The sequence below is a fragment of the Microbacterium sp. KNMS genome (assembly GCF_053851835.1).
Window position 1 is genome coordinate 124088 of record NZ_JBSQBP010000006.1, and the last position, 14186, is coordinate 138273.

Annotated in this window: 14 protein-coding genes; 8 read left to right on the forward strand and 6 right to left on the reverse strand. The window is 72.1% G+C overall.

Annotated elements, in window-relative coordinates:
- Positions 1-12 precede the first annotated feature (12 nt).
- Positions 13-462: a MarR family winged helix-turn-helix transcriptional regulator gene (locus tag ACWXWW_RS05920; protein ID WP_282978498.1), complete on the forward strand. Its 450-nt coding sequence runs from the start codon at positions 13-15 to the stop codon at positions 460-462.
- On the opposite strand, the gene ACWXWW_RS05925 is transcribed toward ACWXWW_RS05920, so the two are convergent.
- From ACWXWW_RS05925 to ACWXWW_RS05935, 3 genes are read right to left on the reverse strand one after another with little or no spacing between them, the layout of a single operon-like run.
- Complete coding sequence (locus ACWXWW_RS05925; RefSeq protein WP_455969290.1) at positions 454-3786, reverse strand: ATP-binding protein; 3333 nt, start codon at positions 3784-3786, stop codon at positions 454-456. The genes ACWXWW_RS05920 and ACWXWW_RS05925 overlap by 9 nt on opposite strands.
- Positions 3783-4529 (reverse strand): DUF4194 domain-containing protein, encoded by a 747-nt coding sequence (locus tag ACWXWW_RS05930; protein WP_421074743.1) that lies wholly within the window; start codon positions 4527-4529, stop codon positions 3783-3785. Before ACWXWW_RS05930 ends, ACWXWW_RS05925 begins: the two co-directional genes overlap by 4 nt.
- Positions 4516-6003 carry a DUF3375 family protein gene (locus tag ACWXWW_RS05935; protein ID WP_455969291.1) on the reverse strand — a complete coding sequence of 496 codons (1488 nt, stop codon included), beginning with the start codon at positions 6001-6003 and terminating at the stop codon, positions 4516-4518. Before ACWXWW_RS05935 ends, ACWXWW_RS05930 begins: the two co-directional genes overlap by 14 nt.
- A gap of 205 nt (positions 6004-6208) precedes the next feature.
- On the opposite strand from ACWXWW_RS05935, the gene ACWXWW_RS05940 reads away from it, so the two are divergent.
- On the forward strand, positions 6209-6448 hold the full coding sequence (locus ACWXWW_RS05940; protein WP_455969292.1) for a hypothetical protein: 240 nt from the start codon (positions 6209-6211) through the stop codon (positions 6446-6448).
- On the opposite strand, the gene ACWXWW_RS05945 is transcribed toward ACWXWW_RS05940, so the two are convergent.
- Complete coding sequence (locus ACWXWW_RS05945; protein WP_455969293.1) at positions 6420-7709, reverse strand: MFS transporter; 1290 nt, start codon at positions 7707-7709, stop codon at positions 6420-6422. The two genes, ACWXWW_RS05940 and ACWXWW_RS05945, sit on opposite strands and share 29 nt — an antisense overlap.
- A gap of 163 nt (positions 7710-7872) precedes the next feature.
- On the opposite strand from ACWXWW_RS05945, the gene ACWXWW_RS05950 reads away from it, so the two are divergent.
- The gene (locus tag ACWXWW_RS05950; RefSeq protein WP_455969294.1) at positions 7873-8955 is read left to right on the forward strand and encodes a carboxylate-amine ligase; all 1083 of its coding nucleotides are present in this window, start codon (positions 7873-7875) and stop codon (positions 8953-8955) included.
- Positions 8956-8961: 6 nt separating this feature from the next.
- Here ACWXWW_RS05950 and ACWXWW_RS05955 read toward each other — a convergent pair whose 3' ends face one another.
- Positions 8962-9207, reverse strand: a complete 246-nt coding sequence (locus tag ACWXWW_RS05955) for a hypothetical protein (protein WP_271172671.1) — start codon at positions 9205-9207, stop codon at positions 8962-8964.
- Between the two features lie 210 nt (positions 9208-9417).
- Here ACWXWW_RS05955 and ACWXWW_RS05960 point away from each other — a divergent pair, with 210 nt between their 5' ends.
- The 5 genes from ACWXWW_RS05960 (at position 9418) to ACWXWW_RS05980 (ending at position 13626) form a co-directional block, all read left to right on the forward strand.
- Entirely contained in the window at positions 9418-10674 is a 1257-nt protein-coding gene (locus ACWXWW_RS05960; protein ID WP_455969295.1) for a cytochrome P450, read from the forward strand.
- On the forward strand, positions 10671-11102 hold the full coding sequence (locus ACWXWW_RS05965) for a DUF6098 family protein (protein WP_455969296.1): 432 nt from the start codon (positions 10671-10673) through the stop codon (positions 11100-11102). The genes ACWXWW_RS05960 and ACWXWW_RS05965 overlap by 4 nt, the downstream gene beginning before the upstream one ends.
- Positions 11099-12742 carry a RecQ family ATP-dependent DNA helicase gene (locus tag ACWXWW_RS05970; RefSeq protein ID WP_455969297.1) on the forward strand — a complete coding sequence of 548 codons (1644 nt, stop codon included), beginning with the start codon at positions 11099-11101 and terminating at the stop codon, positions 12740-12742. Before ACWXWW_RS05965 ends, ACWXWW_RS05970 begins: the two co-directional genes overlap by 4 nt.
- Before the next feature lie 92 nt (positions 12743-12834).
- On the forward strand, positions 12835-13281 hold the full coding sequence (locus ACWXWW_RS05975; RefSeq protein ID WP_271172675.1) for an SRPBCC family protein: 447 nt from the start codon (positions 12835-12837) through the stop codon (positions 13279-13281).
- Positions 13282-13311: 30 nt separating this feature from the next.
- Complete coding sequence (locus ACWXWW_RS05980) at positions 13312-13626, forward strand: DUF7882 family protein (protein ID WP_271172676.1); 315 nt, start codon at positions 13312-13314, stop codon at positions 13624-13626.
- A gap of 124 nt (positions 13627-13750) precedes the next feature.
- Here the strand turns inward: ACWXWW_RS05980 and ACWXWW_RS05985 are convergent.
- The coding region (locus tag ACWXWW_RS05985) for a hypothetical protein (protein ID WP_455969298.1) at positions 13751-14186 on the reverse strand (436 nt) is incomplete at its 5' end.

Genomic DNA, 14186 nt, shown 5'->3' on the forward strand with positions numbered 1-14186 from the left:
TCTGGAGGAGACATGGGAATCGCCGACGACGCGGTCGAGGTGCGCGCGCAGGGATGGCGCACGCTCGCGGCCCTGCATGGCCTCATCGAGACCGCCCTCGAGCGCGCGCTTGCGACATCCGTCGAGCTCTCGGTCGTCGAGTACACGGTGCTCGACGCGCTGAGCCGTCAGGACGGGTGGCACATGCGGATGCAGCAGCTCGCGGGCGCCGCCGCCCTGAGCGCGAGCGCGACGACGCGGCTCGTGAACCGGCTCGAGGACCGCGGGCTGCTCACGCGCGTCCTCTGCGCGGACGACCGCCGCGGAATCTACACCGAGCTCACGCCCGCCGGGCGCGATCTGTTCGAGCGGGCGCGCCCCATCCACGACGAGACGCTCGAGCGCGTGCTGGACGAGGCCGCGGCACGACCCGAGCTCGCTCCGGTCGTGCACGCGCTGCAGGGTGCGCCGGTCTCAGCGTAGGGCGACGTCGCGGAACGCCGTGATGAACGAGTAGCCGGCGTCGTTCTTCGTGACCGAGAGGTTGAGCCCCATGTGCGGCTCGAGCGTCGTCACCTTGTCGAGCGGCGCCACGACGATGATCTGGAAGCCGAGGCCGAGCCACGCGCGGATCGCGCGCCCCGTGAACGCGCTGTCGGCCTTGACGAATCCCTCGTCGAGGAAGACCGGCGCGAACCGCGGCCACGAGCGCGTCTGATCGCCGAGCTGGTACCGCAGGGCGGCGCCCACGATGAACGCCACGAGCTCCTGCGACTCGCCGCCCGACTTGTCGCCGAGGGTCGAGTAGGTGCTCACCTCGCGGCCTTCGGGATCGATGCGGCTCGCCGTGATCTCGATGTGGCGGCGCACGTCGAGCACCTCGTCCCGGCGCGGGTTGACGCCCGACTCGGGGAGGTCGATGAGGTCGATGAACTCCTGCAGACGCGCGAAGCGCCGGTCGGCCTCCTCCGCGGTCCACTCGCCCGTGACATCTGCGGAGAGCTCCCTCAGCTGCGTCTTGATCGACTCGATGCGCTCGGGGTGCAGATGGCGCATGTCGATGCGGAGCCGGTCGGTCTCCGACGCGAACGGCAGATCGCGGAGGATGTCGTTGACCGGCTCGAGGCGCTCCTCGATGCTCAGCAGGGCGTGGCCGAACGAGTCGCTCAGCATCTTGAGGTCCATCGTGCTGACCTCCTGCAGGTGACGCCGGAACTCGAGCCGGTGCTGCGAGAGGCCGTGGTGCGTGATCTCCTCGTAGATCGCGGCGAACTCGTCGTACGCGTCGACGGTCGTGCCGCGGTTCGGATCCGGCCACCTCTCGTTGTAGGCGGCGAAGATGCGCTCGAGCGACGCCGCGGTCGAGTCGAGCGTGGCGTGCGCGCGGCGGACGTCCAGCTGCAGCTCGTCGGCGAGCCGGGGGACGGCCTTCGCGAACCGGTCATGCGTCGCGTCGGGCTCGATCCGGCGGAACTCCCGGTCGAGGTGCGCCGCGTCCTCGTCGGTCAGGACGATGTCGGGGCGCTCGGCCAGACGGTCGCGCTCGGTCGCGACGGCATCCTGCCGGTCGACGATAGCGCCCCATGTGCGCTCGAGGTCCTCGAGCGCAGCCGCGCGGCGGTAGCGCTCCTCGCGCGCCGACTCGAGGCGCTCGGCCGCATCGCGCAGCCGCTCTTCGAGCTCGACGAGAAGGTCCGACCGGTCGAGGATCGACTCGCGCTGCGCCTCGAGCTCGGCGACCTCCTTCTCGACGGAGGCGACGTCGATCGACGTCCACTCGACATCCTGCACGCGGCGGTACGCCTCGGCGACGCGCTGCACCTCGTCGGCCTCGCGCTCGTGTGCGGCTCGGGCCTCCTCGTGCGCGGCGATGCGGGCGGTCGTCTCGGCGATCTCCGCCTCGATCTCCTGCCGACGCGCGGCGTTCGAGAAGCCGAGGATCGAGCGCTCGCGCGGATCGCGGCCGTGCGCACCGCGCCGGCCGTGCGACGTCTGGCCGTTGACGGTGACCTTGGGCTCGTCTCCGCCGAGCTCGGCGGGCGAGTCCACGCAGAGGTGGTCGCCCGTGACGACGCGCCGCTTGACCCACGCGGTGAACGGCGAGTCCCGGAAGACGAGGCGCCCCGAGATGTACCGAGGGTCCGACGGGGTCTCGGCGTCCTCCGACAGGTCGACGCCGTCGAAGCGGATGCGCCGCGTGAGCCTCATCGACTCGATGGCCTCGCGGATCTGCTGCTGACGGCGCGCGTCCATGAGCATCGTCATGCCGATGCCCGACAGCGTGACCTCGGCGGCGGTGCGCCACGGCTCGTGGTCGGGGTGCACGTCCATGAGCTCAGCGGCGAAGGGGAGATCGGATGGCTCGAGGCCGCACTCGCGGGCGATCTCGCGCCGGGTGCGGTCGTAGGCGTCGGGGATGAGGCTGTCGCGCCCCGTGAGCGACTCGAGCTCGGCGGCGTCGCCGCGCCGACGACGGGTGAGGTCGCCGATCGCGATGACCTCCTCGTCGCGGCGGTGCTTGAGCTCGGCGAGCTTCTCATCGACACCCTCGAGGAACGTCGCCGCGGCATCCTGCACGGCGCGCAGCGCGCTCTCGGTGGGGAACTCCGCGCCGAGCGTGCGCACGCGCTCCTGCAGGGTGCGCCGGGCGTCGGCGATCCGGGCCGCGCGGGCCCGCGCCTCCGCGACCCGCGCGTCGAGCCGGGCGAGCAGGTCGCCGCCGTTCTGCGCCCGCTGCTCCTTGATCTCCTCGACCTCGACCGCGAGCGCGGTCTCGGCCGAGAGGGCGAGCGTGAGCGCCTCCTTCTCGGCGTCGCGCGCGGCCTTGTTCGCCTCCTCGGCCTCGCCGAGCAGACGGTACTCCGTCGTCAGGCACCACAGCCGGAAGGGCGTCGCGTCGTCGCCGCGCGTGAGGCCGTAGCGGTCGAGGCGCGCGACGCGGTCGCGTGCGCTCTCGTAGTCGTCGTGCAGGTGCGCGATCTCGGCGAGCATCCGCTCCTTGGCCTCGTCGGTCGCGAGGCTCTCGTGACTCTGCTTGAGCGCCTGGAACTGCGCGAGCACGGCATCCGCGGCCGCGTACGTCGGCGGCTCCTCGAGCACCATCTCCTTGTAGAGCCGGTCGACGGTGCGCACCTGGTGACCGGCCTGGATGCGCGACAGGAGGCGCAGGGCGTTGTCGCTGTTGCCGCCCTCGCCGATGCCGAGCCGGGCGGCGACCGCGGAGAGGAAGTCCTGGGTCGTCTCGTAGGAGCGCAGCCCCGTGAACCGGGCCCGCAGGGCGCGCGGATCGAACCGGCCGTCCGCGAAGTCGGCGAGATCGGGCAGGTGGAAGTCGCCCTCGACGGTGAGCTGGCGCGTGCGCACCTCGGTGCTGCGCTGGGCGCCAGCGGGCGCGAAGTACGTGCGCAGGGCCGTGTACCGCCGGCCGGAGCCGTCGACGAAGGTCATCGAGATCGCACCCCACGCGCTCGTGCCGTCGCCGCGGAGCACGCGCTCGACGTCGCGGACGGTGTCGCGCTTGCCGCGCAGGTACGTCAGCACGTTGCGCTGGTCGGCGCCGCGGGCCCGGCCGACCGTCGCGTCGTTCGAGGCGCCGTTGAAGGGCACGGTCGACGGCATCATGAGCGCGATGTACGCGTCGAGGAGCGTGCTCTTGCCCGTGCCGGAGCCGCCCGAGATGAGGGTCGCCTCGCGGTCGAAGTCGACGCGGTGGTGGCCGTGGAAGCCGCCCCAGTTCAGCACCTGGAGGTGGCTCGCGCGCCACTGGGCGGTCTCGTCGTCGTACCCGGCGATGAGCAGATCCGTCACGCGGCGTCCTCCTCGTCGTCCTCGTCCTGCGGTGCGTCCTCCGGCTCATCCGCCGCCGGCTCGATCCGCCGCCGCAGCGCGTTCTCGGGGCGGTTCTGCTCGGCCAGCCACTCCTGGATGACCCGCAGCCGGTCGATCGGCAGGAGCGTCTCGATCACGGGCGAGATGAGGAAGCGGTCGTCGCCGTCGGCCTTCACGAGGATGCCGGCCTTGACGAGCGAGTCGACGGCGGCTCCGGCCTTCTTCTCGTCGCCCGAGCGGTCGGTCGCGTGCGCCGGGCGGAACTGGGCCACCGCGGCGAGGCAGTCGTCGCGGTCGATGTGGGCGTGCGGGCGCCCGCTGCCGCGCTCGGCGAGGTGGCGCTGGCGCAGGTGCGCGAGGAGGACGGTCTCCTCGCGGGTGTAGGCGGAGTCGCGCAGGAGCGGGGGGACGTACCCCGACGCCTCGGAGCGGATCTGCACCTTGTAGGCGACGCCGCGATCGCGGTCGATCACGAGGTCGAGGAAGAGGTCGTTGAGGCGGCTCTTGATGAGGCGCGCGTCGCGCAGGAGAACGGGCCACTCCTCGCGCTCGTCGGTGATGATCTGGTGCTTGAGCATCACGACGAGGCAGCGGCGCTGCTCGAGCGTGAGCATGCCGTCGTCGCCGTCGAAGAGCGACAGGGCGGTGTCGTCGGGCGCGTTCTCGATCGCGTCGGGCGTCGTGAAGGCGTCGTCGGCGAAGGCGTCGTCAGGCGTCGTCATCGTCGTCTCCTGTCATGTCGGTCGGCGGCTGCAGGCGGGGGAGCGCGAGCGCGCGCTCGGTGCCGTCGGGGCGGACGGTGCGGACGACGCCCCCGTCATCGGCGATCCCGCCGGGAAGGCCGTCCCGGGCGGCGAGGTAGGCGAGGCCGAAGACCTCGACGGGGCGGCGCAGGTCGTCCGGGAGGGCGTTGAACGCCGCCGAGAGGGTGGTCGCGCCGTCGGCGGCCGCGGCGTCGAGGCCTCGGCGCACCTCGTCGAGCAGCGGGCCGCCCTGACGCCGGACGTCGTCGAGCGACGGCGGCGCCGGCGCGAGGTCGGAGACGTCCTCGAGCGCGGGAGCGGGCTTCTCCCGGCTCGGATCGTAGAAGCGCGTGCGGAGGTGCTCGATATCGAGGCGCGACGGCATCCACGGCAGCGGGACGGTGTCGCGTGCGCGGGCGGTCTCCATCCACACCGCGAGCTCCTGCTCGACGCGGCGCAGCGTGCGGGTGACCTCGCGCTCCTGCAGGGAGTCGTACGCCGCGAGGTACTCGGCGAGCGACTGCGACGCGCGCTGCTGGCGCGTCTGCACGTCGCGGAGACCGCGGCGCAGCAGCGCGTCGGCGTTGACGAACGCCGCGCGCTCGTCGGGCGACAGGTCGCGCGCGAACGGATGGCTCATGATCGCGCGGAGGTCCTCGCGGAACTCGGCGAGCAGGTCCTCATCGCTCAGCACGGTGAGGGCTCCCTGGAACGCGCGGCCCTCGCGGGTCTGCGACGCGAGGCGGGTGCTCGAGGCGAGGTACTCGCCGAGCACCTCGCCCTTGGGGCGCTCCTCGGCGCGGAAGTCGCGCACCATCTGGTCGTGGATGGCGTCGAGCGCCTCCTCGACGCGGCGGAAGTCGCCGGGGAGCTGGCCGAGGAGGTCGACGAGATCCGTGTAGCCCCCGAGCATCCGCTCGTCGTCGGCGATCTCGACCTCGCCGCCCGCCGCTATGCGGTCGCGCTCGGCCGTGAGCCGCGCGATCTCGGCGTCGAGCACGGCCATCCGCGTCGTCTCGTCGGGGTTCGCCTCGGTCGCCCAGCGGCGGACCGCGTCGAGGATGGTGGTGAGCCGCGACTCGCTGAGCAGAGCGCGCTCGCGCGAGAGCTCGCTGTGCATCCGCATCGCCGCGAGGGCGTGCGACGTGAGCTCGTAGGCCTCGCCGCCGTCGTCGAGCGGGACGCGCCGCAGCCACTGGCTGCGCATCCACGACAGGCACAGCGCGCGCCCCTCCTCCTGCGCGGGGACCTCGAAGCCCGCATCGCGCAGCTCGTGCAGGTAGGTGTCGACCTGCACGTGCAGGCGCTCGGCGCGGACCTGCTTGATCTCCTGCGAGAACGAGGCCCGGAAGATCGCGAGGATGAGCGGTGCCCAGCGGCTGCGGACGAGGCTGAGTGCCGCGCCCTCGCGCGCCTCGGTGAGGCGTGCGACGTCCCTGGGGACTCCGCTCACTCGGGCCGCTCCGTTCTGCGCTTCGGGGTTCTCGCCGCACGGCGGCGGCAACCCTCGATTCTCTCACGGAGGCCGGGATGGTCCGGATGCCGGGTGCGCGGCGGATGTCCCTCTCGAGGATGACGCGGTTCGGCCTGCGGGGTGATCCCCTCGCGGCTGCCGCCCGCGAGAGTGGGATCACCGTCGTTCGAAGAGGGAGAAGCCGATGTCCACGGTCCAGTCGGTCGGAAGCGAGGTGCTCGTGCGCGGTGCATCCGCCGCCAGCGCGGTCGTCGAGGTGCTCGTCCTCGCGGGAGTGGCGGTCTTCATGGTGGGGGTGGTCGTCGTGTCCCAGGTCGTGCAGGCCGTCGAGGCCGCCAAGGAGGCCCGCAGCCTGCGGCGGCGGCCGCGGCACCTGACGACCACTCCGCCCGGTCTCACGCCTCCACGCGCGCGGGCTTCGTGAAGCAGAACGCGATCGCGCCCACGAGGAGGAGCGCTGCGGAGAGATAGAAGCCCGACTCGAGCATTCCCGTCGCGTCGGCGAGGGCGCCGGTGATGTACGGCGCGAAGATCGACGACAGCATCCCGGCGAAGTTGAAGTAGCCGTACGCCCTCGAGTACATCTCCTGCGGAGTGTTCTCGGCCAGGAACGCGATGAGGATCGGGTCGAGCGCGAGCTTGCCCACGAGGCCGTAGACGACGAGTCCCGCGATCATGAGCGCGTAGTCGCCCGTGAGCGGAACGAGGATCTGGCAGAGGCCGCCCAGCAGCGCGAGGGCGATGATCAGCGGCCGTGTGTTCGACATCCGGCGGGCGAGCATGCTGAGCACGATGGCCCCGGGGATCGAGGCCCAGGGCACGAGGGAGGCGATGATCCCCGTCTGCGCGGGGGCGACGTCGCGCACCTGCTGCAGGTAGGTCGGCAGCCACGTGAGCATCGAGAAGAAGCCGTACAGCGAGCAGAAGATCAGCACGTACGTGAGCAGGTGGTTGCGCGAGAAGAGCGCGCGTCGCGCCGGCGCGTCGGGAGTCACCACGCTGCGCGCGGCGGCGAGCTGCGCGCGGTGCTCATCGTCGATCGGCGCGAGGAAGTAGTGGATGAGCCCGGCGACCACGACCGTCGCGATGCCGAACACGAGGAAGGTGACGTGCCACGGCAGGCCCAGCGTGAAGGTCAGATAGCTCGACCCGATGAATCCGAGCGAGATGCCGACGGCCATCCCGCTGTTGATGACGGCCGCCGAGACGCCGCGCCAGCGCTTCGAGACGTAGCTCGACGAGATGCCGTAGACGGGGCTGTAGTACGTGCCCTCGCCGACGCCCGTGAACGCGCGGAACATGAGGAAGATGAGGAACGTCGACGCGAAGCCGCTCAGAATCGTGCCGATCCCGAAGAGCACGTAGCCCACGACCACGACTCGCACGCGGCCGAACCGATCGGCGATGTACCCCGTCGGGATCTGCATGAGCGCGTAGGTGAGGAAGAACACCGTCGACATCAGGCCCAGCTCGGTGCGCGAGAGGCCCCACTCCTCCTGGATGACCGTCATCACGGGGGAGAGGATGTTCCGGTCGGCGTACATGAAGACCCAGCCGAGTGAGAACAGGGCCGTCACGAGGAGCGGCCCCGGTCGGCGTCGGCTCGCGGGGAGCAGCCGCCTGGCGGGGGAGGGCGGCGCGGTCGGGGCGGGGATCGTGGGACGCGACTGCGTGGACGTGGTCATCTGGCTCCTCGTCGCCGGGCTCGAATGGTCGTCTCATTCGAGCGGAGCCGTGTTGCGGCCGATCCCGCGCCGTGTGAAGGCTCTGTTACGCGCCCGCTACCCGATCCGGAGCCCTTCCGGCAAGCACCTCCCGTCGCGCGAGCGCACGTGCGGATACTCGAGCATGAGGACATTCGGCGTGGAGGAGGAGCTGCTGCTCGTGGACGCGACCACGGGGCGGCCGCGTCCGCTCGCGCCCGAGATCCTCGCGCAGGCAGCCGGCCGCGAGCTGGCCGGATTCGCGCTCGAGTCGGAGATGGACCAGGAGATGCTCGAGGTCATCTCGCCCCCGTGCGCGACGGCCGACGAGCTGCGGTCGTTTGTGCTCGCGGGGCGGGAGATGGCGGATGGTCTCGCTCGCGACCTCGATGCGCGCGCGGTCGCGCTCGCCACGTCGCCCATCCGCGGCCGACCGCACACGAGCGTGAGCCCCCGCTACAACGCGGTGCTGGAGCGCTTCCGCGGACTCGCCGCGGCGACGCTCGAATGCGGCCTCCACGTGCACGTGTCCATCGCGGACGCGGAGGAGGGAGTGGCCATCCTCGACCGCATCCGCGCCTGGCTGCCGATCCTCCTCGCGCTGAGCGCCAACTCGCCCTTCCGCGACGGCGCCGACACGGGGTACGCGAGCTACCGCCATGTCGTCTGGCACCAGTGGCCGACCGCCGGTCCGCTCGAGCTCCTGCACACGCCCGCCCGCTACGAGCAGCTCGTGCAGTCGCTCCTCGCGACGGGCGGCATCCTCGACGACGGGCAGCTCTACTTCGACGCGCGTCTGTCGCGGCACCATCCGACCGTCGAGATCCGCGTCGCCGACGTCTGCCTCGATCCCGAGGACACGATCACGATCGCCGTCCTCGTGCGCGCCCTCGTCGACACCGCGGCCGCGGCATGGCGTGCGGGCGAGCCGGCCCCCGACATCCCGACGCCGACCATCCGCCTCGCCTCGTGGATGGCGGCGCGGTGGGGCGTTCGCGGCGACCTCGTCGACCCGGGCACGGGGCGCGCGGTGCCCGCGGCGGATGCCGTCGAGACGCTGCTGGGTCACGTCCGCGCGGCCCTGCGTGCGAACGGCGATGCGAAGCGGGCGCAGACCGGCGCGCGGGACATCCTCGTTCGCGGCACAGGCGCCGAACGGCAGCGGGCGCGGCACGAGCTCTCCGGATCGCTCGCGGGCGTCGTGCTCGGAAGCGATCACGAGGGCTGAGCGGCGCTACCCCACGACGGTGCGCACGGCCTCGAGGAGCGTCCGGCGCACGCCGAGGTCCTCGGCGGTGTCCAGGGCGCGACCTGCGTAGCACTCCCATCCTTCGCCCGTGCAGCAGAGGTATCCGCGCACCTGGTCGCCCACGGCGACCTGATAGCAGGTCAGGGTCACCGGGATCAGCCGCGCGCCGAGCGACCGCACGGCCTCCGGCGTCGCGCTCCGGGCCTCTCGGGCATCTGAGATCACGCTCACGGTTCTCCTCCGCTCTCGACAGCGCTGTCGATCCGTCCGCTGATGTGCCGTCCAGTGTCGCGTCCGCGATCCTCCGGAGCACACGGGTTGACAACGCCTGTCGAACGTGAGGCGCGACGGCGCGCGAAGATACCTCGGCGAGGCTGCCTCGTGCCGGAGGCGCCTGTCAACCCCGTGGGATCCGGCCCTGCGCCCTGATTACCTCGGAGCATGACCGCATCCGCCTCCGCGCCCTCGAGGCCCTCCGACGGATCCGCCGCGGACGGCGTCCCGACGCTGTGCCTCGACGCCACCCATCGCCTCGCGCGCGACGGCTACGCCTTCGGCCTCCGCGGATACCGGGACGTCGGGGCCGACGCCTTCCGCACCCGGCTCGTCGGGCGCCCCGTCGTGGTCGCCCGCGGAGCCGAGGCCGCCCACGTCTTCGGCGCCGGCGGCTTCCGACGCAGCGGCGCCATCCCGCGATCCGCGATGCACCTCCTGCAGGACGAGGGCAGCGTCCAGGCGCTCGAGGGCGAACGGCACCGCGTGCGCCGCGCGCTCCTCCTCGAGATCGCCGAGCGCGGGCGCGGGACGCTCGTGGCGCTGTTCCGCTCCGAGTGGGGCGCCGCGGTGGAGGAGGTGTCGGGGGAGCGCACGAGTCTGCTGGATGTCGCGACGACGGCGCTCGCACGCGCTGCGTTCCACTGGGTCGGGGTGATGCCGCCGCCTGTGGAGGAGCGCGCGATCACGGCGGGCCTGCGCGGCATGATCGACAGCGCGGCGAGCATCGGCCCCCGCAACTGGGCGGCACGCGCGCACCGTCGCCGGGTCGAGCGCTGGGCTGCGTCGCTCGTGTCCTCCGCCCGATCCCGCGGAGACGCCGTCTCGATCGTCGGTCGCCTCGCGCACCACGAGGAGGCTGGCCGCCCGCTCGACGTCGAGGTCGCCGCGGTCGAGCTTCTGAACCTCCTCCGCCCCGTCGTCGCCGTGGCCCGGTTCGTCGCGTTCGCGGGGCACGCGCTGCACGCGCATCCGGAATGGGCGGCGCGGGTCGGGACCGGCGACGCCGAGACGACGCGCTGGATGGCCGACGAGGTGCGGCGCTTCTACCCCTTCTTCCCGATGATCGGCGGGATCGCGACCGCGCCGTTCCGCCTGCGCGGAGAGGAGTTCCCGGCAGGCCAGTGCCTCCTCTTCGACCTCTACGGCACCGACCACTCACCCGAACTCTGGGAGCGGCCGGACGTGTTCGACCCGTTCCGCTTCGCGGACGCCTCGCCGCACGCGATCGTCGCGCAGGGCGTCGGCGACGGCCTCGGAGCGCACCGGTGCCCCGGCGAGCTCGCGACATCCGATCTCGTCGCCGAGGCGCTGTCGCTGCTCGTCAACAGCTCGCGATACGAGGTCCTGCCGCAGGATCTGCGCATCAGCCTGCGGCGCATCCCGGCACGGCCGGAGGGCGGGATGGCGGTGGTGTTCGCATGAGCCTGCCCGTTCTGCGCACGCTCGAGGAGCTCGCGGTCGCGGTCCGCGCGGCCAGGGGCCTGCACGTGCGCTACTCCGCGGGGCCCGATGCCGACGCGTCGCGGACGAGCATCGACACCGAGAGCGGCCTCGAGCTGCCCGGCCTGTCGGTGAACCCGCTCGATCCGGAACCATGGTGGACGCGCCCGCTCGACGACTGGCTCGCCCGCCAGCTCTGCCAGTACCGCCACCTGGAGGAGAAGGACGCCGAGCGCTATGCGTGGGTTCTGCGCGGCCGCGAGGCCGGTCGCGGCCCCGACTGCGAGCCGTTTCTCGCCGACGTCGAACCCGTCGCGAGACTCGACGACGCGCTGCTCGACGAGGCCGAGGAGCGGTATCGCGCCCGCTTCGACGCGGGACGCGGCCCGGCCGATGGCGACGAGGGATGAGCCGCGCCGACATCGAGCGCACCGCGCGCGAGCGCTTCGGGCTGGATCGGCTTCGCCCTGAGCAGGCGGAGGCGATCGCGGCGGCGGTCGAGGGGCGTGATGTGCTCGCGGTCTGGGCGACCGGATCGGGCAAGTCCGCGGTGTACCAGGTCGCCGGTGCGCTGCGCCCGGGGCTCGCGGTGGTCGTCTCGCCGCTCATCGCCCTGCAGGAGGATCAGCTCGTCGGTCTCGGGGATGCGCCATCCGCGCCCGGTGCCGTCGCACTGAACTCCGCGCGCGGCGTGCGTGCTCAGAGAGAGGCCTGGCGCCGGATTCGCGAGGGCGACGCGGAGTACGCGCTTCTCGCACCCGAGCAGCTCGTGAAGGACGATGTCCTCGACGCGCTCGCCGCATGCGATGTCTCGCTGCTCGTCGTCGACGAGGCGCACTGCATCACGTCGTGGGGGCACGACTTCCGCCCGGACTACCTCCTCCTCGGAGGGCTCGCCGATCGGCTGGGGCGCCCGCCGATCGTCGCCCTCACGGCGACCGCGTCGACGCCCGTCCGCGAGGAGATCGTTCGGCGCCTGGGAATGCGCGAGCCCGCGGTGCTCGTGGGCGACATGGATCGTCCGGAGATCTCTCTCGCCGTCCGCCGCCATCGCGACGACGCCGCCAAGCGCTCCGCCGTCGTCGACGAGGTCGCCGGTCTCCGCGGCACGGGTCTGCTGTACACCTCGACGCGGAAGGACACCGAGCGGTACGCGCACGAGCTCGCGGATCGCGGCGTGCGCGCTGCGGCCTATCACGCGGGTCTTCGCGCCGCCGAGCGCCATCGCGTGCATGAGACATTCCTCGACGGCGAGGTCGACGTCGTCGTGGCCACCTCGGCGTTCGGGATGGGCATCGACAAGGAGGACGTGCGCTTCGTCGTGCATGCCGATGCACCCGAGTCGCTCGATGCGTACTACCAGGAGGTGGGTCGCTCCGGTCGCGACGGCGCGGCAGCGCAGGCGACGCTGCACTATCGGCCCGAGGACCTCGCGCTGCGTCGGTACTTCGCGGCCCGCTCTGCCGATCCCGACGATCTGCGGGGTGTTCTCCGGGCCATCCGTGACGGACGCCGGCGCCGCGCGGAGATCGCGGATGCCGCGGGCGTCCCGGCCCGCCGGGTCTCGGCCCTGCTCACCCTCCTGTCCGACACCGGCGCAGTGCGCCTCGACCGGCGAGGGGCGGCGCTCATGCGCGGGGTGGACGACGATTCGGCGGTCGACGCCGCGCTCGCGCACGTCGAGGACCGGGAGCGCATCGACCGATCGCGCATCGAGATGCTCCGCTCCTATGCCGAGGCGCGGCGCTGCCGACGCCAGGTGCTCCTCGGCTACTTCGGCCAGGAGCTCGCCGACGCGTGCGGCAACTGCGATGTGTGCGCGGAGGAGCGGGGAGAGGGGCCGGATCCGACGGACGTTGCCGTGTCAGACGCGCCGGATGCGGCGTTCCGCGCGGACGATCGCGTGCGTCATCGCGAGTGGGGCGAGGGCACCGTCATGGAGGTCGAGGAGGATCGGATGACCGTGTTCTTCGAGACGGCGGGGTACCGGGTGCTCGCGCTCGAGCTCGTCGACGAGGGGGGTCTGCTGGACCGGGTCTCTTCGGGCTGACGGGAAGGTGGGTGCGGCATGCCCACCACGGGTCTAGGATCTGTTCACCAGGAGGGCGGCCCGACGCCCGACGTCAGCCCTGGGGAGGGAAGATGACGACCACGCAGGTTGCGCAGATCCACGTCGAGGTGCCGATCGAGGAGGCCTACCGTCACTGGGCGGCGGTCGAGTCGTTCCCGGACTACATCGACGCAATCGACTCCGTACGGCGCATCGACGAGGTGCGCTCGCGATGGTCGGCCACGATCGAGGGCGTCTCCGACGACTTCTACGTCGACATCGTCGATCAGACCCCTCCCGAGCGTCTCGCCTGGCAGAGCACCGACGGCGTCTTCCACAATGGCCGTGTCGACCTCTCTCGCGACGGCACGGGCACCCGGATCGTGCTGCGCATGGCGTGGGAGGTCGAAGGCGATGAGGGCACAGGCTCCGAGCTCGGCGACGGCCCGATGCAGCGCGACCTCGAGCGATTCAAGGCGCTCGTCGAGGGTGCGGCTGCGGCGGACGACGATGCGGAGGACGGAGCCGTCGCCTCCTGACCGGCCGCGGCGTCGCGTAGGGTCGTGCGCATGGGCGTCCTCTACTACGGCTCCGAGTCGCTGCCGATCGCGATCGAGGATCGCACCCTCGCGCACCTCAAAGTCGTGATCGTGACCAAGCTCCGCCGCCACGAGAGCTTCGCCGTCTCGTGGCGCCATCCCGAGGGCGAGCCCGCTGGCCGCAGCACGATCTGGGTGCATCCCGCCATCCCGCTGCGCTTCGAGTTCGACGAGCCCGTCGCACCCGAGCTGAATCGAGCCTGGCTCGAGGAACTGGCGACCTCGGCCAATGTCCTCGGCGGTGTCACGCTCGTCGAGGAGCACATCGCACCCGCCGTGTCGTAGTCGGGGCTCTCGGCGCGCCGCCGGGCCTCCGCGTTCCCGTCGGCCCGGGCCTCCTCGCGATTCCGTCGCCCGCGTCTCCGTCCGCCCTGCGTCCGCCGATCCGGGCCTCCACCGGCGGGCCGTTTCAGGGTGCTGCCGTGGCGAGCTGCGGTCGCGGTTCGATGCGCGCGGGCGTGCCAGGGCCGTGGTCGTGGTCTTCGTGGTGGGCGATGTCGTCGGCGTCGAGGAGGGCTTGGGCGAGGTATTCCGGGGTTGTCCAGTAGTGGCGGAACCATTCCTGGATGTCCTGTTCGATCTCGAGGTGCAGCCGCCGCTCCCTCTCCCGCTCCTGCTGCTCCCTCTGGCGCTGCTCCTCCTCCCGCTGGTGCTGTTCGCGTTCCCGCTGGCGCTGCTCGCGCTCGCGTTCGTGCTGGCGTGCGCGGCGGCGCTGCTCAGCCTGCTCGCGGTCGCCGTGGTGGCGGGCGAGGGCGTCGGCGATGAGCTGGTTCGGGGTCGCTTCCGCGCGGACCCGCGGGGGTGGTTTCTCGGTGTAGGTGTGTCCGGCGGGGCTGGTCCATTCC